This window comes from Janthinobacterium sp. FW305-128 (genome assembly GCF_020858135.1).
Classification (GTDB): Bacteria; Pseudomonadota; Gammaproteobacteria; order Burkholderiales; family Burkholderiaceae_D; genus Janthinobacterium.
Genome location: NZ_JACYMK010000015.1, coordinates 100425 through 121491, shown reverse-complemented (window position 1 = coordinate 121491; position 21067 = coordinate 100425). Strand labels below are relative to the sequence as shown.

The 21067-nt window shown below is 63.7% G+C and carries 18 protein-coding genes; 11 read left to right on the top strand and 7 right to left on the bottom strand.

Annotation, left to right across the window (positions count from 1 at the left end; all coding sequences use genetic code 11):
* Positions 1–95: 95 nt before the first annotated feature.
* The 3 genes from deoA to IGS60_RS26605 all read left to right on the top strand — a co-directional run bounded on the left by deoA (position 96) and on the right by IGS60_RS26605 (position 3154).
* Positions 96–1418, top strand: a complete 1323-nt coding sequence (deoA, locus tag IGS60_RS26615; protein WP_230506672.1) for a thymidine phosphorylase — start codon at positions 96–98, stop codon at positions 1416–1418.
* A gap of 106 nt (positions 1419–1524) precedes the next feature.
* On the top strand, positions 1525–1932 hold the full coding sequence (locus tag IGS60_RS26610) for a cytidine deaminase (RefSeq protein WP_230506671.1): 408 nt from the start codon (positions 1525–1527) through the stop codon (positions 1930–1932).
* A gap of 4 nt (positions 1933–1936) precedes the next feature.
* Positions 1937–3154: a nucleoside deaminase gene (locus IGS60_RS26605; protein WP_368858625.1), complete on the top strand. Its 1218-nt coding sequence runs from the start codon at positions 1937–1939 to the stop codon at positions 3152–3154.
* A gap of 1 nt (position 3155) precedes the next feature.
* Here IGS60_RS26605 and IGS60_RS26600 read toward each other — a convergent pair whose 3' ends face one another.
* From IGS60_RS26600 to IGS60_RS26585, 4 genes are all read right to left on the bottom strand, one after another.
* A complete protein-coding gene (locus tag IGS60_RS26600; protein ID WP_230506669.1) occupies positions 3156–4319 on the bottom strand; it encodes a dipeptidase in 1164 nt (387 codons plus the stop codon).
* Between the two features lie 11 nt (positions 4320–4330).
* Positions 4331–4753: a VOC family protein gene (locus tag IGS60_RS26595; protein ID WP_230506668.1), complete on the bottom strand. Its 423-nt coding sequence runs from the start codon at positions 4751–4753 to the stop codon at positions 4331–4333.
* A gap of 160 nt (positions 4754–4913) precedes the next feature.
* Positions 4914–5183, bottom strand: a complete 270-nt coding sequence (locus IGS60_RS26590; protein ID WP_230506667.1) for a hypothetical protein — start codon at positions 5181–5183, stop codon at positions 4914–4916.
* Positions 5184–5325: 142 nt separating this feature from the next.
* Entirely contained in the window at positions 5326–5808 is a 483-nt protein-coding gene (locus tag IGS60_RS26585; RefSeq protein WP_070219311.1) for a hypothetical protein, read from the bottom strand.
* 310 nt (positions 5809–6118) lie between these two features.
* Here IGS60_RS26585 and IGS60_RS26580 point away from each other — a divergent pair, with 310 nt between their 5' ends.
* A complete protein-coding gene (locus IGS60_RS26580; protein WP_070291200.1) occupies positions 6119–7054 on the top strand; it encodes a choice-of-anchor A family protein in 936 nt (311 codons plus the stop codon).
* Positions 7055–7067: 13 nt separating this feature from the next.
* Here the strand turns inward: IGS60_RS26580 and IGS60_RS26575 are convergent, their stop codons facing one another.
* Complete coding sequence (locus IGS60_RS26575; RefSeq protein WP_230506666.1) at positions 7068–7766, bottom strand: TetR/AcrR family transcriptional regulator; 699 nt, start codon at positions 7764–7766, stop codon at positions 7068–7070.
* A 10-nt stretch (positions 7767–7776) separates the two neighbouring features.
* Complete coding sequence (locus IGS60_RS26570; RefSeq protein ID WP_230506665.1) at positions 7777–9234, bottom strand: PLP-dependent aminotransferase family protein; 1458 nt, start codon at positions 9232–9234, stop codon at positions 7777–7779.
* Positions 9235–9433: 199 nt separating this feature from the next.
* On the opposite strand from IGS60_RS26570, the gene IGS60_RS26565 reads away from it, so the two are divergent.
* The 7 genes from IGS60_RS26565 to IGS60_RS26535 all read left to right on the top strand — a co-directional run bounded on the left by IGS60_RS26565 (position 9434) and on the right by IGS60_RS26535 (position 19278).
* On the top strand, positions 9434–10750 hold the full coding sequence (locus tag IGS60_RS26565) for an aspartate aminotransferase family protein (protein ID WP_230506664.1): 1317 nt from the start codon (positions 9434–9436) through the stop codon (positions 10748–10750).
* Positions 10751–10825: 75 nt separating this feature from the next.
* Complete coding sequence (locus IGS60_RS26560; protein ID WP_230506690.1) at positions 10826–12331, top strand: CoA-acylating methylmalonate-semialdehyde dehydrogenase; 1506 nt, start codon at positions 10826–10828, stop codon at positions 12329–12331.
* Between the two features lie 46 nt (positions 12332–12377).
* Entirely contained in the window at positions 12378–13745 is a 1368-nt protein-coding gene (locus IGS60_RS26555; RefSeq protein ID WP_230506663.1) for an NAD(P)-dependent oxidoreductase, read from the top strand.
* Positions 13745–15025, top strand: coding sequence for an NAD-dependent dihydropyrimidine dehydrogenase subunit PreA (preA, locus tag IGS60_RS26550; RefSeq protein ID WP_230506662.1), 1281 nt, complete (start codon positions 13745–13747; stop codon positions 15023–15025). Before IGS60_RS26555 ends, preA begins: the two co-directional genes overlap by 1 nt.
* A 109-nt stretch (positions 15026–15134) precedes the next feature.
* Positions 15135–16619 (top strand): NCS1 family nucleobase:cation symporter-1, encoded by a 1485-nt coding sequence (locus IGS60_RS26545; protein WP_121668548.1) that lies wholly within the window; start codon positions 15135–15137, stop codon positions 16617–16619.
* 21 nt (positions 16620–16640) lie between these two features.
* Complete coding sequence (gene hydA, locus IGS60_RS26540; RefSeq protein WP_230506661.1) at positions 16641–18032, top strand: dihydropyrimidinase; 1392 nt, start codon at positions 16641–16643, stop codon at positions 18030–18032.
* Between the two features lie 10 nt (positions 18033–18042).
* Complete coding sequence (locus IGS60_RS26535; RefSeq protein WP_230506660.1) at positions 18043–19278, top strand: Zn-dependent hydrolase; 1236 nt, start codon at positions 18043–18045, stop codon at positions 19276–19278.
* Between the two features lie 9 nt (positions 19279–19287).
* Here the strand turns inward: IGS60_RS26535 and IGS60_RS26530 are convergent, their stop codons facing one another.
* Complete coding sequence (locus tag IGS60_RS26530; RefSeq protein WP_230506659.1) at positions 19288–21048, bottom strand: allantoate amidohydrolase; 1761 nt, start codon at positions 21046–21048, stop codon at positions 19288–19290.
* Positions 21049–21067 lie beyond the last annotated feature (19 nt).

Sequence of the window (21067 nt, the reverse complement as noted above, 5' to 3'; positions counted from 1 at the left end):
AAAGCTGGGGTCAGACCCGTCGGGGGGATACGCCAATGGGCGTATCCCGATCCCGCAGGGACTGACCCCAAACCTATTTTTATTGGAGTTATTCCATGTTTTTGACCCAGGAAATCATCCGCAAGAAGCGCGACAAGGGCGTCCTGAGCGCCGAGGAAATCCAGTTTTTCGTACGCGGCATCACTGACGGCAGCGTCAGCGAAGGGCAGATCGCGGCGCTCGGCATGGCCGTCTATTTCAACGACATGAACATGGACGAGCGCGTGGCGTTCACCCTGGCCATGCGCGATTCCGGCCAGGTGCTGGACTGGCGTTCGCTGAACCTGCCGGGCCCCATCGTCGACAAGCATTCGACGGGCGGCGTGGGCGACGTGGTCTCCTTGCTGCTGGGCCCCATGGTCGCCGCGTGCGGCGGCTACGTGCCGATGATCTCGGGCCGCGGCCTGGGCCACACGGGCGGCACCCTCGACAAGTTCGACGCCATTCCAGGCTATTGCACGGTGCCGGACAATGCACTGTTCCGCAAGGTGGTGCAGGAGATCGGCGTGGCCATCATCGGCCAGACGGCGCAGCTGGCGCCGGCCGACAAGCGCTTCTACAGCATCCGCGACGTCACCGCCACGGTGGAATCGGTAGCGATGATCACCGGCTCCATCCTGTCGAAGAAACTGTCGGCCGGGCTGGACGCGCTGGTGATGGACGTGAAAGTGGGCACGGGCGCCTTCATGCCCACCTACGACAAGTCGGTGGAACTGGCCGAGAGCATCGTCGCCGTGGGCAATGGCGCGGGCATGCAGACGTCGGCGATTCTGACGGACATGAACGAGTCGCTGGCGCCGTACGCCGGCAATGCGCTGGAAGTGCGCGGCGCCATGGATTACCTGACGGGCCGTTCGCGTCCCGCTCGCCTGCACGAAGTCACCCTGGCGCTGTGCGCCGAGATGCTGGTGCTGGGCGGCCTGGCCGCCACCGAAGAGGAAGCGCGCGTGAAATTGATCGCGGCCCTCGATTCGGGCGAAGCGGCCGAGCGCTTTGCGCGCATGGTGTCGGCCCTGGGCGGCCCGGCGGATCTCGTCGAGCATCCTGATAAACACCTGGAACAGGCGCCGTTCGTCGTGCCGGCGCCGGCGCCGTCCGCCGGCTTTGCCAACGTGCGCGATTGCCGCGCCATCGGCCTGGCAGTCGTGGCATTGGGCGGTGGCCGCCGCCGTCCGAGCGACAGCATCGATTTCGCCGTCGGCCTGACGGACCTCGTGGGCCTGGGCGAGCAAGTGGCCGTTGGCCAGCCGCTGGCCATGGTGCACGCGCGCACGGAAGCGGCGGCGCAGCAAGCCGTCAAGGAAATCCAGGACGCGTATGCAATCAGCGCCGTGGCGCTGGCGGGCAATCCGGTGATTTATCGTACCATTCGACCGTAGTTGAAAACTGGGGTCAGACCCCCGTTTGTGATGGCGCTGAGCTATGTGTGAGCGGTGTTGAGGGTCTGACCCCGGCCTTAATGATTTCAAAGGTATAACAGAAAAAATGAACAACCAAGAACTGATCGCCGAAGCCAACACCGGCCGTGAACTGGCCTACGCGCCATATTCGCGTTTCAAGGTGGGCGCGGCATTGCTGTGCAAGGATGGCCGCGTCTTCCGCGGTTGTAACGTGGAAAACGCCGCGTATGGCCTGTGCAACTGCGCCGAGCGCACGGCGTTTTTCAGCGCCGTCGCGCATGGCTGCAAACCGGGCGATTTCGCCAGGCTGGCCGTCACGGGCGACACGGCTGAACCGATTTCGCCATGCGGCGCCTGCCGCCAGGTGATCTTCGAGATGGGCGGCGCCGACCTGCCCGTGATCCTGACGAACCTGAAAAACGATGTCATGGAAGTGACGGCCGGGTGGCTGCTGCCGCACGGCTTCGGCAATTCCGACCTGGACATGAAGTAACAGGATCCGCTTGAACAAGACGATCGACATCCAGGCCGCCGTGGCGATAGCTGCGGCCGAAGCCATGGCGGCGAAGACGCAGGGTACTTTTGGCGTGGGCGGCGTGCTGCTCGACGGCGCCGGCAACGTGCTGCAATCGATGCATAACAACGTCGTGCGCCAGGGGCTGGTGTTCGACCCCACGGCGCATGGCGAGCGCCAGCTGGTGGACTGGTATTTCGCCGAGCGGGCCAAGGGCGCGCTCTTGCCGCCGCCGGGTGAACTGACCATCGTCACTTCGCTCGACCCCTGCTGCATGTGCACGGGGGCGATTCTGGCGGCAGGCTTCAACGTGGTGGTGGCCGCGCCCGACGTCAAGGCGGGCATCAATTACGAAGGCAGCGCCACGTTTACGGCCTTGCCGGCGCCGCTGCAGGCGCAGGCCGGCCGCAGTTTTTGCTATCCGGCCGTGCGCGGCGCCACCGAGTACGCGCGTGCCCCGTCCGGCGCCGCGCCCAAATCTTTTTTCATCGGCAAGAGCATCCATGAGGCGACGCAGGCACTGTGCTCGCTCGTGTTCGAAGCGACATCGGCGCAGGTGATGCAGCTGCTGAACGCCGGCGACGACGTGCCCCTGCGCGATCCCGCCGCCTTGCCGCCCGAGCATGTCGTGGTGCGCGCCTTGCGCCGCCGCTATCCCGACGCCCTGACTTACCGCTGCGACCCGCACGCGCCCGACGCGGGCCTGGCGCCATTCCTGCAGGCGGCCATGGAGCAGGACGCGCGTGATGGCGGCCAGGGCGATGCGGCCGCCTTGCTCGATTCCTTCGGCAACCTGCTGCTATGCATGCCGGGTAAGTTGAGCCAGTCGGCCATACGCACGCCGTTCATGGAATGCACGCGCCAGTACGCGCAGCTGCGTTTTGAATTGATGGCGAATGCGGTGCCGGCGCTGCAGGAGGAAATCAAAAGCTACCTGGGCCACCCCAAGCACGGCACCTTCGTGCTGGCCATCGGCCCGGACGACAGCGCCGCCAGTTTCATGACCCTGGGTGCCTACGGCTCCACCATGGAAGGGGCGCTGCCGGAGAATAATCCCGCACAGTTCCAGTACGTGCGCCCGGCCATGGCGCAAGACGCGCTGCTGGCGCTGTGCGAGTCGATGCCGCCGCTGTACCGCAAGTTGATACGCATCCGGCCGCGCCAGGTGGCGGACCAGGCCCTGGTTCAGGCGCTAGGCTAGTCTAGGCGTCATCGTCCGGCAGGTTCTTCAGCAGGAAGTCGCGCACGTTTTCGCCTGCCACGCGGCGGATCTGCGCTTCCGACAGGCCAGCATCCAGCAGCGCCTGCGTCAAGCGCGGCAAGCCGGCCGCGTCGATGGCCGTGGTGACGGCGCCGTCGAAGTCCGAACCATAGGCCACGTGTTCGGCGCCGATCAGCTTGACCGTGTACTTGATGGCGCGCGCGATCGAGGCCACGTCCTTGCCGCAGACGGCCGTATTCCAGAAGCCGATACCCACCAGGCCGCCCTGGGCGGCGATGCGTTTCAGCTGGGCGTCGCTCAGGTTGCGCCCGTTGGCGCAGGTGCCGCGCACGCCCGTGTGCGACACCATCACGGGGCGTTTCGCCAACGTCAGTACGTCGTCGATGGTGGCCGGCGAGGCGTGCGCCAGGTCGACGATCATCTTGCGCTGCTCCATGGCGCGCAGCCATTGCTTGCCCAGCGGCGTCAGGCCGCCTTTTTTCAGGCCGTGCTGGGAGCCGGACAGTTCCGTGTCGAAGAAATGCGTGGGCGCGGCCATGCGGTAGCCGGACTGGTACAGGGTGTCGAGATTGTCCAGCTTGCCTTCGAGCGCATGCGCGCCTTCCAGTGTCAGCCAGCCGGCCAGCAGGGCGGGGTCTTTTTCGCGCGCGGCGATGAAGCTGCGCAACTGGGCGCGGCTGCCGATGACGCGCACCTTGCCATGGCTTTTTGCCGCTTGCTGGCGCAGCTCGTCGGCCTGCCAGGTGGCGCGCGCCAGCAGGCTGTTCCACGTGGCGGGCGGCAGGCCTTGCGCCACCACCAGGGCCGTGATGTTGTCCGTGTCGCTGCCATTGCGCTCGATATTCATCTTGCGCGGCGTCTTGGTGACGACGGAAAAGGCTTGCAGCGCCACGTTGGCCCGCTGCAGGCGGGGAAAGTCGACGTGACCGCGCTGGCTGTCGCGGTTCAGGTCGCGTTGCCACAGCAGGCTGTCGGCGTGCAGGTCGGCGATCCACAGGCTCTGGTGCAGGGCCACAGTGGCTGCCGACGGCGCCTTGCCGGACGGGGCATGAATGCGGTTGAGATGTTCGTCGACGAGGACGGGAGCGGACAGGAAACCGCCGATCAGCGCAAGGCTGGCGGCGGTGAGGGTAGCGACAATCATTGTTCTCCGTTTTACCATGGATCGTAGGTGCCCAGGCTCCAGATGTGGCCTTCCGGGTCGCGGCAGGTAAAGCCCCGTCCGCCGTAATCTTCATCCTTGATGTCGAGCACGATCTCGGCGCCGGCTTCGCGCGCGCTGCGGTAGACGGCGTCGGCGTCGTTGACGACCAGGTAGCAGTTTTGCGTGTTGGCGCCGCCGATGTCGCTTGGCAGTTTCATCAGCCGGCCATAGTCGCTGTCGAGTGCGGGTGCCACCATGACCATGCCATTGCCAAAGCTCAGTTGCGCATGGGCGACACCACCATTGCCGTCAGGCACGATCAATTGTTTTTCGAAACCGAGTGCCTTGCACAGCCATTCGATGGCGGCGGGCGCGTCGCGGTAGCGCAGGCAGGGAATGGTCGTATTTACTGTAGCTTTTGCTGTCGTGGTCATCAGAAAACTCCTATGGCTGAGGGGGAGTAGCTTCGATCATGGATACTGCGTAGCGTTCCGTATCAAATCCCTCCATTTGGATGGTTTTGATGCCCGTCAGTGCCGCGCCCATCCATAGTGCCATAGAACCATCATTGCACTCTTGCCACGACGCAAATTTTTATTGCGGCGAACGCTGCGAAGCCGACGCTTTCTGATCTGCGCCGGCATCGTCGTTGTTGCTTGCCCATCTCAGCAGCATGACGAGGGCAAACAGCATGATGGCCAGCGGCAAGATGGTGATCAGGAACGCCAGGCCCAGGCAGCAGACCAGCAGCATGGGCCACGACATGGTGCGCAAGGCAGCCATCCCCTGGCGCGCGTAAGCGCACAGCTCGTTCCAGAAAGCGCTGAAGGAAGTGCTGCCCGGTGCCGAATTGATGTCTTTCATGCCGTTCTCCTGTCGTGTGGGTGCCGCTGCCGTATGCATGCTGGCAATGAAACCACTATAGGCAAATCCTTGCTGCCGGGTATGGCGTATGCGACGAATGGCAGGAATGGCGGACCGAACGGCGACAGGCAACGACAAACGGTTACTCGAAGACCTTCAGTTTCAGCTGGAAACTGAGCGCGCCATACAGGCGGTCCTTGTAAGACGGCACGATGGCGATATTCACGCCCACGCGCTGGTATTCATAGCTGATGGTGGGGACCAGGGCCGGGAACCAGCCGCCATCGCGCATCTTCGGATAGCCGCTGAAGCCGCCAACGACGGCGCCGATGCGCAGCGGGCCCACCTTGATCGGCTGGTAGTACACGCCCAGGTAATTCGAGTAGGCGCGGTCGCTATTGTAGAAGCGGCCGGCCGTGACCGACGCGACCGTGGAGAAGCGGTATTCGGCGCCCAGGCCCGGATTGCTGTCGTTCAGGTTCTTGTCGCGCTGAAAGTGATACGAATAAAAGCCCGCGTTGAGCCAGGTTTCGCTGAGCGGCTGGTTGTCGATCATGTTAAACACATCGGCTTGCGCGCCGCAGGCATATGCCAGCATCAGTGCGCCTAGGGACAATCGTTTCATGCGTGCTTCATCCTTATGATTTCATACTTTGTGGGCTGGCCTGGTCTGGCGCTGCCGCGATCGTATCACCAAGTTGGCTGCGCTTCTAAGCAATATTGAACGTGCAGAACAGACGGCTGTTTGCCCGTCTGTTTTCAGCGTCATCCGGATGCCTGGGGCGTTCTCCGGGCAGCGCCAGGAGAATGATTCCCGCCGAGCAACTATGTTTTCATTATTGTTACAAAAGTTGTTGGTTTGCGACATATCAAAGCGAATGGATATGATATTCTGGCGTCAAGTTAATTTTCTTTTTGGAAATAAAATGTCAATCATGCCTAAATCATCATTCGTTCTCGTTTTGTCGACCGTGTTTGCCGCCGGCGCCGCGCAAGCCGGTGTTGTCGATTTGGGCATCGGTGGCGCCAATTTGTATTCCCTCAGTAACTTCAGCGCGTCCGGAAGCGATGTCGAAGGCGGCGTGCTGGTGGCCGGCAATCTGACGGCATCGAACTATTCGGTCAATGACAAGAACAAGGATGCCTACGTCACGCATGGCAACACCGGCTATGCGCTGGTGGTTGGCGGCAACCTGAACTACAGCTCCGGCTCGATCAAGAACGGCAATTACTATGTGGGCGGCAGCACGACGACGAGCAGCGTGGGCCTGAACACGGCTAGCAAGACCACGGTGTCGCCCGTGTCGTTCGCCACGACATCGGCGCAGCTGAAAAACACCTCGACCTCGCTGGCCAACGTGGCAGCGACGGGCAGCAGCTCGGTGGCCTATGGCGGCATGACCCTGAAGGGCGGCACGGGCAATGTGCAAGTGTTCGACCTGACTTCCGCGGCGCTGGGCTCGGTGAACAACTTCAAGTTCAGCAATCTGCACACGAACGACACCCTGATCCTCAATATCAGCGGCACGAATGTGAACCTGTCCGGTGGCTACGGCGATTTCAGCAAATACAATGTGCTGTACAACTTCTATGAAGCGCAAACCATCACCTTGAACGGCGTGGGCCTGTACGGCAGCGTCCTGGCGCCGCTGGCGACCCTGGCCGGCGGTAATGGCCAGATCAACGGCAGCGTCGTGGTGGGGAACTGGGCCTCGAACATCCAGGTCAATGCGAACCATTATTTCAATGCCACCAATGTGTCCGGTTATGTGTCGGCCGTGCCGGAACCGGAAACCTATGCGATGCTGCTGGCAGGCCTGGGCATGATCGGCTTCATGGCGCGCCGCCGCAAGAACAAGACGGCTGCATAGGCGTTCGCGCTGTTCAGAAAACCGCCTGTCGAGGCGGTTTTTTTTCGTCCGCTGGCGGCATGGCCACCGCCGCCAGCACCATGTGCGCGATCAGGGCTTCCGCATCCTCATAGTCCTTGCGCGTGAGCTGCTTGCGTTCCAGCACCAGGGCCATCTGCGCCGAAAAATCCGCATACGATTGGGTCATGGCCCAGATGGCGAACATCAGGTGCGTGGCGTTGACGGGCGCGATCCGGCCGGCGGCGATCCACGCTTCGAAGACGGCGATATCCTTGCGCAGCAGGGGCACGACCCGGTCGCGTATCTGCGCGCCGTACAGGGGCGCGCCATTGATCACTTCCAGCGCATACACGCGCGAGGCCCATGGCTGTTCGCGCGAAAAACGCAGCTTGGCGCCGATATACGCGCGCAGCACGTCGCGCGGCTCGTCGTGTTCATTGGCCAGCATGTCCATGCGCGCCAGCCAGTCGTCTAGCACGTCGTCGAGCACGCGCTGGTACAGCAGCTGCTTGGACGGGAAGTAATACATCAGGTTTTGCTTCGACAGGCCGGCTCGCTCGGCGATGGTGGCGATCGAGGCGCCCTCATAGCCGCATTCCGCGAACGCGCGCACGGCTTGCTCCAGGATGTCCGCTTCCAGGCGATCGCGGTTTTGCAAACGCCGGCCGCCGGCATTTTTCACGGAAAGGGCAGGGGATTTGTCGCTGGCCATGGCGGTTTCTTTAGCGTGGGCGTATCGATTGCAGGAATGCCTGCAGCACGGGGGTATCGGTGTAGGCCACGTTGAAGCGGAACCACACCGTCTCGGGCGCGCGCAGCATGAAAAATTCGTTCGGCGACAGCAGGATGCCCGCCTTCAAGGCCATGTCGGCGATGACCTTGCCATTCCATTCCGGCGTTTGCACGTCGGGCCAGCCTGCGCTGACGAACATGCCGCCGCGGGGCCGCGCCACGGGCGCCATGCCCGTTTGCGCCAGGCAGTCGATGCTGCGCTCGCGGGCCGCATCGAGTTGCGCCACGAGCCGTTCGACCATGCGCTTGTAGGGCCGCGCGGAGATGGCGTGGTAGACGGCGCGCTCGTTGATTTCCGACGTCGTCAGTCCCGCCAGCATTTTGACGCGCACCAGTTCGGCCACCAGCGGCGGCGAGGCGCAAATCGATCCCACGCGCAGCACGGGCGACAGAGTCTTGGAAAAACTGCCCACGCGGATCACGCGGCGCAAGCCGTCCATCGCCGCCAGCGACGCTTCGCCGCGCGCCGCCAGTTCGCGGTAGATATCGTCTTCCACCAGCCAGAAATCGAATTGTTCGGCCAGCGCCAGCAGGCGGTGCGCCTGCGCCTGGCTCAGGGAAGTACCGAGCGGATTTTGCAGCACCGTGTTGACGAACATGAGCTTCGGCTGGGTGCGCGCGGCTTCAACGGCCAGCGCATCGAGATCGAGGCCCGCTTCGCCGCGGTGGACGCCCACGGGGATGCAGCCATGGTGGCGTATCAGCGACTGCAGGTTGCTGTAGCCGGGGTCTTCCACCAGCACCGTGTCGCCCGGCTTGGTCAGGCTGCGCAGGATCAAGTCAAAAGCATGCGTGGCGCCGTGCGTCAGCAGGACCTGGTCCGGCTCGACCTGGAACAGCTCTTCCGACAGGCTGCTTGCCAGGTGCTGGCGCAGCGAGGGAAAGCCGAGAGGGTGGCCATAGCCGCGCAGGCGGCTGGCGGGAATGCGCATGGCCTGGCGCACGGCGTCGAGCACGGTCGCTTCGCCATACATCTCGGGCGGCAGCCAGCCCGCCCCCACGGGCAGCGCGTCGGACACGCCCGAATACAGGTCCGGCGTGAGGGCGTCGATGGCCGTGGGGCTGGCATGCACAGCCAATTGCGGCGAGGCGGCGATATCGTGGCGCGCGACGAAATAGCCGGAACCGCGTCGCGACGACAGCAAACCGAGGTTGACCAGGCGGTCATACGATTCGACGACGGTAAACGTCGACACGCCATTGCAGCGGGCGAACTGGCGCACGGACGGCATGCGCGTGCCGATGCGCAGGGCACGGCTGCCCACCATGACGCTGATGGCGATGACGATCTGCTCGACCAGGCCGCCCTTCTTCTGGCGGTCGATGTCCAGCACGGGCCAGCCGCTTGCTTGCTCGGGGGCATCGTCTGTGCTGTCGCTGTGCTTCACGGTGGCTCCTTATGCTGCCTTGCACAAAACTGTAGTGTTTTTCCGACCTGTACGGTTGGGATACTTTGCCGTTTGTGTATCTGTGCCATTGGGGATGGCCTGTCTATTATTACATCAGCTTTTTGCCAACTGGTAAATTATTTTACGCTTCGTCAAAAACGATCCTGGCCCCGCGCCAGCCCATTCCAAGGAGAAGGTCATGAACGAAACAAGGCCGGAATCGATGTCGGCATTCTGGATGCCGTTTACGAACAACCGCGATTTCAAGGCCAACCCGCGCCTGCTGGTATCGGCCGAAGGCATGTATTACAAGGATGTCGATGGCAACGCCATCCTCGATGGCACGGCAGGCCTGTGGTGCGTGCCGTGCGGCCATGCGCAGCCGAAAATCGTCGGCGCCATCCGCGAGATGGTGGGCCAGCTCGACTTCGCTCCCACCTTCCAGATGGGCCATCCGGCCGCCTTCGACCTGGCGGAAAAACTGATGGACTACACGGGCCACAAGTTCGGCCACGTGTTTTATACGAACTCCGGCTCCGAAGCCGTCGACACGGCGTTGAAGATCGTGCTGGCCTATCACAGGGCGCGCGGCGAGGGCGCCCGCACGCGCCTGATCGGCCGCGAACGCGGTTACCACGGCGTGGGCTTCGGCGGCATTTCCGTGGGCGGCATCGGCGGCAACCGCAAGACCTTCGGCCCCCTGCTGCCCGGCGTGGACCACCTGCCGCACACGCATAACCTCGACAAGAATGCCTACACGGTGGGCGAGCCCGAATACGGCACCCATCTGGCCGATGAACTGGAACGCATCGTCGCGCTGCACGACGCGTCGACGATCGCCGCCGTCATCGTCGAACCGGTGGCCGGTTCCACGGGCGTGCTGATCCCGCCGAAAGGCTATCTGAAACGCTTGCGCGAACTGTGCACCAAGCACGGCATCCTGTTGATTTTCGATGAAGTGATCACGGGTTTCGGCCGCATGACGACGCCGTTCGCCGCCGATTATTTCGACGTCGAGCCGGACCTGATGACGACGGCGAAGGGCCTGACCAACGGCATGGTGCCGATGGGGGCAGTGTTCAGCAAAAAATACATCCACGATGCCTTCATGGATGCGCCACCGGGCATCGAACTGTTCCACGGCTATACGTATTCCGGCCACCCGCTGGCCTGCGCCGCCTCGCTGGCCACCTTGCAGGTGTTCGAGGAGCAGGACATCCTGGGCCACGCGAAAGCGATGCAGGCGTACTGGAGCGACGCCGTGCACTCGCTGAAAGGCTTGCCGCACGTGATCGACCTGCGCAGCATCGGCCTGATCGCCGGCATCGAACTCGATCCCATCGCCGGCAAGCCGGGCACGCGCGCCTTCAGCGCCTTCAAGCAAGCCTTCGCCGACGGTGTGCTGATACGCACGACGGGCGACATCATCGCGCTGTCGCCGCCGCTGGTGCTGGAAAAACAGCATGTCGACGAGCTGTTCGGCAAGCTGGCCACGGTGCTGAAGAACCTTGATTAAGCCCCGGGGTCAGACCCGCCGGGTCTGACCCCAGAATTTGCCCTTGGGGTAAAGAGAGGAAATAACGTGAACCAAATTAACACACAGCTCGACACCATCACCCACTACATCAACGGCGCCAAAATCGACACCCAAAGCGGCCGCTACGGCGACGTCTACAACCCGGCCCTGGGCGAGCCTGTGGCGCGCGTGGCGCTGGGCACCGTGGAAGACGTGGACGCGGCCGTGCAGGCGGCGGCCACCGCCTTTCCCTCGTGGTCGGCCACGCCGCCGCTGACGCGCGCCAGGGTCCTGTTCCGCTACCTGCAGCTGTGCCAGCAGCACACGGACGAATTTGCCGCCATGCTCACGCGCGAGCATGGCAAGACCTTTGCCGATGCCCAGGGCGAGGTGGCGCGCGGCATCGAGATGGTGGAATTTGCCGTCGGCATACCGCAATTGCTGAAGGGCGAATTCACGGACCAGATTTCGCGCGGCATCGACGCCTGGTCCATGCGCCAGGCTCTCGGCGTGGTGGCCGGCATCACGCCGTTTAACTTTCCCGTGATGGTGCCGATGTGGATGTTCCCGGTGGCGATTGCCTGCGGCAATACCTTCGTCTTGAAACCGTCCGAGCGCGATCCGTCCGCGTCGCTGCTGCACGCGAAATTGCTCAAGGATGCAGGTTTACCCGACGGTGTCTTCAACGTGGTACAGGGAGACAAGGTGACGGTCGACGCCTTGCTCGACCACCCCGTGGTGCAGGCGATCAGCTTTGTCGGCTCGACGCCGATCGCCGAATACATCTATGCGCGCGGCAGCGCCAGCGGCAAGCGCGTGCAAGCCCTGGGCGGCGCGAAAAACCACATGGTGGTGATGCCCGACGCGGACATGGAGATGACGGTCGACGCGCTGATCGGCGCGGCCTACGGATCGGCGGGCGAGCGCTGCATGGCCATCTCCGTCGTCGTGGCCGTGGGCGACGCGGGCGACAAGTTGATCGATGCACTGGCAACGCGCACGGCCGCACTGAAAGTGCGCGACGGTATGGAAGATGGTGCGGAAATGGGACCGGTCGTGTCGCTGGCGGCCAAGCAGCGCATCGAAAAACTGATCGCCTCGGGCGTGGAGCAGGGCGCGACTTTGGTGGTCGATGGCCGCAACCACGTGGTGCCGGGCCGCGAGAACGGTTTCTTTGTCGGAGGCACCTTGTTCGACCATGTGACGCGCGACATGAGCATCTACAAGGAAGAAATTTTCGGCCCCGTGCTGTGCGTGCTGCGGTGTCCTGACGTGGTGCAGGCGGTGGAGCTGATCAACGCCAACGAGTATGGCAACGGCGTGGCCATCTACACGCGCGACGGCGGCGTGGCGCGCGAATTCGTGCGCCAGATCCAGGTCGGCATGGTGGGCGTCAACATCCCCTTGCCCGTGCCGATGGCCTTCAACAGTTTCGGCGGCTGGAAGCGCAGCATGTTCGGCGACCACCACGCGTATGGCCCCGAAGGCGTGCGTTTCTACACGCGCCACAAGGCCGTGATGCAGCGCTGGCCGAACACGGCAAGCGCTGGTGTGGAATTTGCTTTTCCCCAGATGAAGTAAGGGTTTCAGACGACAAATTGGCCGCACAGAAAAAGAGGAATACGCGATGATCGAGTCCTTGAGTTATTTACCGCATCCCGCCCTGCCCAACGAGGAATTGGCTGGCCATTTCACGGACCTGGCGCCGCCCCTGACGGCGCGCCAGGCCGTCATCGAAAGCGCCCGCTGCCTGTATTGCTACGACGCGCCGTGCAGCCGCATCTGTCCGTCGGAAATCGACGTGGCCAGCTTCATCCGCAATATCCACGACAAGAACATCAACGGCGCCGCCGCCGGCATCCTGAAACAGAACATCCTGGGCGGCAGCTGCGCCCGCGTATGCCCGACGGAAATCCTGTGCGAAGACGTCTGCGTGCGCAATCACGACGCCGAAGGCCAGCCCGTCAAGATCGGCCTCTTGCAGCGCTACGCCGTCGACCACATGCACTTTGCCAGCCACCCGTTCAAACGGGCGGCAAGCACGGGCAAGACTATCGCCATCGTCGGCGCGGGTCCGGCCGGCCTGTCGTGCGCACACCGCCTGGCCATGCTGGGCCACGACGTGGTGATCTTTGAGAAGGAAGACAAGGCGGGCGGCCTGAATGAATACGGCATCGCCAAGTACAAGCTGACGGACGATTTCGCGCAAAAGGAAATCGACTTCCTGCTCGATATCGGCGGCATCGCCATCCGATGTCCCCAGGCGCTGGGTGAAAACGTGCAGCTGCGCGACTTGCATGCGCAGTACGACGCCGTCTTCTTGGGCTTGGGCCTGGGCGCCAGCCGCAAACTGGGCTTGACGGGCGAGGACGCACCGGGCTTGCTGGCGGCCGTCGATTACATCGCCGCGTTGCGCCAGGCGGACGACCTGGCCGCGCTGCCCGTGCCGAAACGCGCCATCGTCATTGGCGCCGGCAATACGGCCATCGACATGGCCGTCCAGATTCAAAGGCTGGGCGCCGAGGAAGTCACCCTGGTCTACCGGCGCGGTTTCGACGCCATGACGGCCACCCATCATGAACAGGAGATCGCCAAGGCGAACCAGGTGCGCATGCTGACGTGGGCCCAGCCGCAGCAGGTGCTGCTCGATACTGCCGGCAAGGTGGCCGGCATGCGTTTCGAGAAAACGCGCATGCAGGGCACGCGCCTGGCGGGCACGGGCGAAACGTTCGACGTGGCGGCCGACGCCATCTTCAAGGCCATCGGCCAGAGCCTCGACACCGAGGTGCTGATTGACCCGATGGCGTCGTTGCTGAAACGCGAAGGCGACAAGATCGCCGTCGACGCGGGTTTCCGCACGGTGCTGCCGGGGATCTACGCGGGCGGCGACTGCGTGGCGCCGGGACAGGACTTGACGGTGCAGGCCGTCCAGCATGGCAAGCTGGCCGCACTGGCCATCCATTCCGATCTGTTCAATAAAGTGGAGGCTGCATAATGGCTGATCTCAGCATCGAATTTTGCGGCATCAAGGCGCCGAATCCCTTCTGGCTGGCGTCCGCACCGCCGACCGACAAGGCGTATAACGTGGTGCGCGCCTTCGAGGCGGGGTGGGGTGGCGTCGTGTGGAAAACGCTGGGTGAAGACCCTGCCGCCGTCAACGTCTCGTCGCGCTATTCCGCCCTGTACGGCAAGAACCGCGAAGTGGTGGGCTTCAATAATATCGAGCTGATTACCGACCGCTCTCTGGAGATCAACCTGCGCGAAATCACGCAGGTAAAAAAGGACTGGCCCGACCGCGCCATGATCGTCTCCCTGATGCTGCCTTGCGAAGAGCATTACTGGGCCGACATCCTGCCCAAGGTCGAGGCGACGGGGGCGGATGGCATCGAGCTCAATTTCGGCTGCCCGCACGGCATGCCGGAGCGCGGCATGGGCGCGGCCGTGGGCCAGGTGCCCGAGTACGTGCAGATGGTGACCGCCTGGTGCAAGAAACACAGCCGACTGCCCGTCATCGTCAAGCTCACGCCCAACATCACGGACGTGCGCATGCCGGCGCGCGCGGCCAAGGCGGGCGGCGCGGACGCCGTCTCGCTGATCAACACCATCAATTCCATCACCTCGCTGGACCTGGACCGCATGGTGGCCTTACCCATCGTGGGCGGCGCCAGCACGCACGGCGGCTATTGCGGGGCCGCCGTGAAACCCATCGCGCTGAACATGGTGGCGGAAATCGCCCGCGATCCGCAGACGCGGGGCTTGCCCATTTCCGGCATCGGCGGCATCGGCAACTGGCGCGACGCGGCCGAATTCCTCGCCCTGGGCGCCGGCTGCGTGCAGGTGTGCACGGCCGCCATGCTGCATGGTTTTCGCATCGTCGACGAGATGAAGGATGGCCTGTCGCGCTGGATGGACGAGAAGGGCTATGCACGCATCAGCGATTTTTCCGGCAAGGCCGTGGCCAACACGACGGACTGGAAATACCTGGACATGAATTACCAGGTGATCGCGCACATCAACCAGGATGACTGCATCAAATGCGGCAAGTGCTACGTGGCTTGCGAAGACACCTCGCACCAGTCGATTGCGCAGTTGATCGACGCCGCCGGCACGCGCACATATGAAGTGATCAAGGAGGAATGCGTGGGCTGCAACCTGTGCGAAATCACCTGTCCGGTGCAGGGCTGCATCACGATGGTGCCGCAGGCCACGGGCAAGCCGTACATGAACTGGACGCAGGATCCGCGCAACCCCAGGGCATTGGCGGAATCGGTATAGGGCACGTTTTTTGCGTACGCATATTTTATAAACAGTTGCCCAACTTTGCAGTAAGCTAGGCCGCAGCCGTTTTTAAAACGCCCAACCTCCCAACCGATGGAGCAACCCTGTGAACCACGACTATTCAGGCAACACGCAACTCTGGAATGAAGACCTGGCGCCCACCACGGCGGCGCAGCGCACCTGGCGCTGGTATCACTTCGCCGCGCTGTGGGTGGGCATGGTGATGTGCATTCCCGCCTACACCCTGTCGGCCAGCCTGATCGACAGCGGCATGTCCGGCTACCAGGCCGTGCTCACGGTATTTCTCGCCAACGCCATCGTGCTCCTGCCGATGCTGCTGATCGGCCATGCGGGCACCAAGTACGGCATCCCGTATGCCGTGCTGGCGCGCGCCTCGTTCGGCACCATGGGCGCGCGCCTGCCGGCCCTGATGCGCGCCATCGTCGCCTGCGGCTGGTACGGCATCCAGACCTGGTTCGGCGGGCAGATGATTTACACGCTGATGGGCGTGCTGATGGGGCATGAGCTGGGCGGCGAGAAGATCGCTGGCCTGGGCATCAACGGCAGCCAGCTGCTGTGCTTCCTGGCCTTCTGGGCCATCCAGTTCTATTACATCCTGCATGGCATGGAATCGATCCGCAAGCTGGAAACCTATACGGCACCCCTGAAAATCCTGATCTGCTTCGTGCTGCTGTACTGGGTGCACAGCAAGGCCGGCGGCGTGGCCAGCCTGCTGGACCAGCCATCGCAATTCATCCCCGGCGGTAAGAAGGCGGGCCAGTTCTGGAGCGTCTTCTGGCCGTCGCTCACCGCCATGGTGGGTTTCTGGGCCACCTTGGCATTGAACATTCCCGACTTCACGCGCTTTGCCAAGACGCAGCGCGACCAGATCGTGGGCCAGTCGGTCGGTTTGCCCGTGCCGATGGGTTTGCTGGCCATGCTGGCCGTGATCGTCACTGCCGGTTCGGTCGTCATGTACGGCAAGGCCATCTGGGACCCCGTCGACCTGGCCAGCCGCATGACGGGCGCCGCCGTGCTGATCGCCCTGATCATCCTCCTGATCGACACGGTCAGCGTCAACCTGGCGGCCAACCTGGTGGGGCCTGCGTACGACTTTTCCTCGCTGGCGCCGAAGCAGATTTCATACAAGATGGGCGGCTACATCACGGCCTTCATCGCCATCGTCATGATGCCGTGGAAGGTGCTCGAGTCGACACAGGGCTATATCTTCACGTGGCTGATCGGCTACTCGGCCCTGCTGGGCCCCATCGCCGGCATCCTCATCGTCGACTATTACTTTGTGCGCAAGACGCAGCTCGACGTCAGGCAGTTGTACCGCGACGACGGCGTCTACTCGTATGGCAATGGCTGGAACATGGCGGCGCTGATCGCATTTGTCATCGCCGTGCTGCCGAATATCCCGGGCTTTCTGAATGCGGCCTTTCCCACGGCGTTTCCCGGCGTGGGCGAAGGCTTCAAAACCATCTATACCTACGCCTGGTTCGTGGGCGTGGCCATCGCCGCAGTCGTCTACGGCGTCATGATGAAGGGCAAGGTAGCTGCGCTCGTACAGCAGGCGCCCCAGTCCTGATCTTTTCGAGAAGGAGACAAGATGACTACACTGATACGTGGCGGTACCGTCGTCAACGCCGACCGCGCGTTTCGCGCCGATGTGCTGATCGAGGGCGACACGATCGCCGCCGTCGGCGAGAACCTGCCCGTGCCGGCTGGCGCCACCGTGATCGACGCGGGCGGCCTGTACGTGATGCCGGGCGGGATAGATACGCACACGCACATGAACCTCCCTTTCATGGGCACGGTGACGTCCGACGATTTTTTCACGGGCACGGCGGCGGGCCTGGCCGGCGGCACCACCACCATCATGGACTTCGTCATTCCCGCGCCGAAGCAGTCGCTGATCGAGGCGTATCACCAGTGGCGCGCGTGGTCGGCCAAGGCGGCTGGCGACTATACCTTCCACGTGGCGATCACCTGGTGGAGCGAGCAGGTACATGAAGAGATGGGAGTGCTGGTGCGCGAGCATGGCGTGAACAGCTTCAAGCACTTCATGGCCTATAAAAACGCCATCATGGCCGACGATGAAACCTTGGTGAAAAGCTTTACCCGCTCGCTGGAACTGGGGGCGCTGCCCACCGTCCATGCGGAAAACGGCGAACTGGTTTTCCAGTTGCAGCAAGCCCTGCTCAAAAAAGGCATCACCGGGCCGCAGGCGCACCCGCTGTCGCGCCCTCCCGCCGTGGAAGCGGAGGCGGCCAACCGCGCCATCGCGATCGCCAACGTTTTGAATACCCCCGTGTACATCGTGCACGTCTCGTGCGCGGAGTCGCTCGACGCCATCACGCGCGCGCGCGCCAACGGGCAACGCGTATATGGCGAAGCGCTGGCGGGCCACCTGGTGATCGACGACAGCGTCTACCAGAGCGACGATTTCGACTACGTGGCGGGCCACGTCATGAGCCCGCCGTTCCGCGGCAAGCACCATCAATCGGCCCTGTGGCACGGCCTGCAAAGCGGCAACCTGCACACGACGGCCACCGATCACTGCACCTTTTGCGCCGAGCAGAAGGCGGCCGGCAAGAACGACTTTACGCGCATCCCGAACGGCTGCGGCGGCGTCGAGGAACGCATGGCCGTGGTGTGGGATGCTGGCGTCAATTCGGGCATGCTCACCCCCTCAGAATTCGTCAAGGTGTCATCGACCAATGCGGCGCAGATCTTCAATATGTATCCACGCAAGGGCGTCATCGCCGCAGGCAGCGATGCCGATATCGTGCTGTGGGACCCGCAAGGCACGCGCACCATTTCCGCCGCCACCCAGTTCGCCAAGGGAGGCTTCAATGTCTTCGAAGGTCGCACCGTGCGCGGCATCCCCAGCACCACGATTGCCGCCGGCAAGGTGGTGTTCCACCAGGGCGAACTGATGGCCGTCGAAGGGGCGGGGCGCTATATCGAACGCCCCGCCTTTTCCGCCACGACCGCATAAGGAGTTGACGATGGATGCATTGCGTATCAATGGCGAGCGCCTGTGGGCAGCGCTGATGGAGCTGGCGCGGATTGGCGCGACGGCGAAGGGCGGCGTCAAGCGCCTGGCCCTGACGGATCTCGACAAGGAAGGCCGCGACCTGGTGGTAGGCTGGGGCCGGGAGGCGGGCATGAGCATCACGATCGACCAGATCGGCAATGTGTTCATGCGCCGCGACGGCATGGACAATACCTTGCCGCCCGTGATGACGGGCAGCCACATCGACACGCAACCCACGGGCGGCAAGTTCGATGGCAATTACGGCGTGCTGGCGGGCCTGGAAGTGGTGCGTACCCTGAACGATCTGAAGATCAAGACGCAGGCACCGATCGAAGTGGCCTTCTGGACCAACGAGGAAGGCTCGCGCTTCGTGCCCGTGATGATGGGCTCGGGCGTGTTTTGCGGCGCCTTTTCGCTGGAGACCGCGTATGCGGCCAGGGACACGGAAGGCAAGACCGTGGGCGAGGAGCTGGCGCGCATCGGATACAAGGGCGAGCAGGTGCCGGGCGACCATCCGATCGGCGCCTATTTTGAAACGCATATCGAACAGGGCCCCGTGCTGGAAGACGCGGACAAGGTTATCGGCGTGGTGCCGGCCGTGATGGGGCTGTCTTGGTACGACTGCGTGGTGACGGGCATGGAAGCGCATGCGGGTCCCACGCCCATGGGTTTGCGCAAGGATGCGCTGCAGGTAGCCACCACCATCATGCAGGAAGTGGTGGCGATTGCCAACCGCTACCCGCCGTACGGGCGCGGTACGGTGGGCATGGTGCAGGTATTCCCGAACAGCCGCAACGTGATCCCCGGCGAGGTCAAATTCAGCATCGACCTGCGCAACGTGAACGACGAACTGCTCAACACCATGCATGGCGAGATCACGACCTTCATCGACGCCACACGCGAAAAAACAGGCTTGGGCATTTCACTGGAAAGGGTGTCCTACTATCCGCCATGCCCGTTTCACCCCGACTGTGTGGGCGCCGTGCGCAACGCCACGGCCAAACTCGGCTACTCGGTGATGGATGTGGTGTCCGGTGCCGGCCACGATGCCATCTACGCGGCCAGGCTGGCGCCGGCCGGCATGATCTTCGTGCCATGCAAGGACGGCATCAGCCACAATGAAATCGAAGACGCCAGGCCCGAGCACCTGGAAGCGGGCTGCAATGTGCTGCTGCACGCGATGCTGGAGCGGGCCGTGACCGTGTAGCCACGACCGCTATCCCTGCGGCTTGGGCTGGAAGTTGCGCAAAAACGCCAGCAGCGCGCGCGCCGCGATGTCGGCGTCGTCGGCCGTCATGGTTTCCAGCGGGTTGTGGCTGATGCCGCCATTGCCGCAGCGGGTAAACAGCATGGCCACGTCGGTGATGGCGGCCATGGCCATGGCGTCGTGGCCGGCGCCCGACAGCAGCGCATACGGTTCGATGCCGACGGATTCCACGGCTTGCGCCAGCTGCGCCATCAGCCACGGCGCGCACGGCGCCGCGCGCGCTGACAGCAGCAGTTCCAGCTGGTAGTCGATCTGGCGCCGCGCGCAGATGGCGGCGATGCCATCCAGAATGTCGTCGACGGCAGCCTGGCGCACGGCGTCAACGGCCGCGCGGATATCGAGCGACAGGATGCAGGCGCCGGCGATCACGTTGACGGAGCCGTTGGGCACCTGCAGCTGGCCCACGGTGCCCACCAGCGCTTCGCCCTGGCTGCAGCGCCGTTCCACCAGCAGGATGATTTCCGCGGCCGCGCTGGCCGCATCCTTGCGCATGGTCATGGGCGTGGTGCCCGCATGGCTGGCCACGCCCCCAAGACTGACCAGGTAGCGCGAGCTGCCGGCGATCGCCGTGACGATGCCCAGCGGCAGGTCGCGTTCGAGCAGCACGGGGCCCTGTTCGATGTGCACTTCCACATAGCCGAGCAAGTCTTCGGGAGCGCGCGCGATGGCGCCGATGGCGCTCGCCTCGTGGCCGGCGGCGGCCAGCGCGTCGCGCATGCTCACGCCGTCCGCATCCAGCTGCTCCAGCAGCGACACGTCGAACTTGCCTGTCACGGCCGTGCTGCCCAAAAACGTGCTCTTGAAGCGCACGCCTTCCTCTTCGGCGAAACCGACGACCTCGAAATGAAATGGCAGTTTTTCGCCCCGTTCGTGCAGGTGGCGCACGACGGCGATCGGCAGCACGATGCCCAGCCGGCCATCGTACTTGCCGCCGTTGCGCACGGTGTCGTAGTGCGATCCCGTCATCAGGGTCTTCGCGCCCGGTGCGTCGGACAGATAGCGGCCGACGACATTGCCGACGGCGTCGATGTGCACCTGCATGCCCGCGTCCCGCATCCAGTCGGCCAGCTGCGCGGCCGTTTTGCGGTGCGCCGGCGTCAGATAGGCGCAGGTCAGGTTGTAATCGCTGTCGCTCCAGCCGGCCAGCGTTTCCGCCTGCTGCATGATGGCGGGGCCGAAGTCCAGGCGCACGTCGAGCAGGTCGTTCAGGCGCAGTTCGGCGATGCGCTTGATCTGCCGCAGCGATTCGGCCAGTTCATCGGCGCGCCGGTTTTTCAGGCGCCGCGCAAACGTGGCGATGATGTCCTGGCGCGTCAGGCCCTCGCCCGTCGGACCCTTGACGGCCAGGATGAAGGGAAAGCCGAACTTGGCGTTGTATTCGCTGTTGAGGCGCTGCAGGGTGGCGAATTCATCAGGGCTGCACAGGTTCAGGCCCGACTTGGCCTGTTCGCGCGTCGATTCCGCCGTCAGCTGCCCGGCGATGGCGGCCTTGCCGGCCAGTTCCGGGTGGGCGCGTATCAGTCCCAGCTGCTCTTCGGGCGAGGCTTGCGCCAGCACGCGCTGCAGCTCCGTCTTGAGGGCCGTCAGGCTGGCAAACGGCCGGGCGGCGGCCGCGCGCTGGGCGATCCAGGGCGAGTGTTCGTAGATGCCATGCAGGTGCGCGATAAAATCGGCCTGGCTGCCGGCGTTCAGGTCTGAAAGGGTGGTCATGGTTTTCCGATCATGCAAG

Excerpts from the sequence above, each read along its gene's own strand:
- deoA (WP_230506672.1), top strand. The coding sequence starts at position 96 with ATGTTTTTGACCCAGGAAATCATCCGCAAGAAGCGCGACAAGGGCGTC.
- IGS60_RS26610 (WP_230506671.1), top strand. The coding sequence starts at position 1,525 with ATGAACAACCAAGAACTGATCGCCGAAGCCAACACCGGCCGTGAACTG.
- IGS60_RS26600 (WP_230506669.1), bottom strand. The coding sequence starts at position 4,319 with ATGATTGTCGCTACCCTCACCGCCGCCAGCCTTGCGCTGATCGGCGGT.
- IGS60_RS26595 (WP_230506668.1), bottom strand. The coding sequence starts at position 4,753 with ATGACCACGACAGCAAAAGCTACAGTAAATACGACCATTCCCTGCCTG.
- IGS60_RS26590 (WP_230506667.1), bottom strand. The coding sequence starts at position 5,183 with ATGAAAGACATCAATTCGGCACCGGGCAGCACTTCCTTCAGCGCTTTC.
- IGS60_RS26585 (WP_070219311.1), bottom strand. The coding sequence starts at position 5,808 with ATGAAACGATTGTCCCTAGGCGCACTGATGCTGGCATATGCCTGCGGC.
- IGS60_RS26580 (WP_070291200.1), top strand. The coding sequence starts at position 6,119 with ATGCCTAAATCATCATTCGTTCTCGTTTTGTCGACCGTGTTTGCCGCC.
- IGS60_RS26575 (WP_230506666.1), bottom strand. The coding sequence starts at position 7,766 with ATGGCCAGCGACAAATCCCCTGCCCTTTCCGTGAAAAATGCCGGCGGC.
- IGS60_RS26565 (WP_230506664.1), top strand. The coding sequence starts at position 9,434 with ATGAACGAAACAAGGCCGGAATCGATGTCGGCATTCTGGATGCCGTTT.
- IGS60_RS26555 (WP_230506663.1), top strand. The coding sequence starts at position 12,378 with ATGATCGAGTCCTTGAGTTATTTACCGCATCCCGCCCTGCCCAACGAG.
- preA (WP_230506662.1), top strand. The coding sequence starts at position 13,745 with ATGGCTGATCTCAGCATCGAATTTTGCGGCATCAAGGCGCCGAATCCC.
- hydA (WP_230506661.1), top strand. The coding sequence starts at position 16,641 with ATGACTACACTGATACGTGGCGGTACCGTCGTCAACGCCGACCGCGCG.
- IGS60_RS26535 (WP_230506660.1), top strand. The coding sequence starts at position 18,043 with ATGGATGCATTGCGTATCAATGGCGAGCGCCTGTGGGCAGCGCTGATG.
- IGS60_RS26530 (WP_230506659.1), bottom strand. The coding sequence starts at position 21,048 with ATGACCACCCTTTCAGACCTGAACGCCGGCAGCCAGGCCGATTTTATC.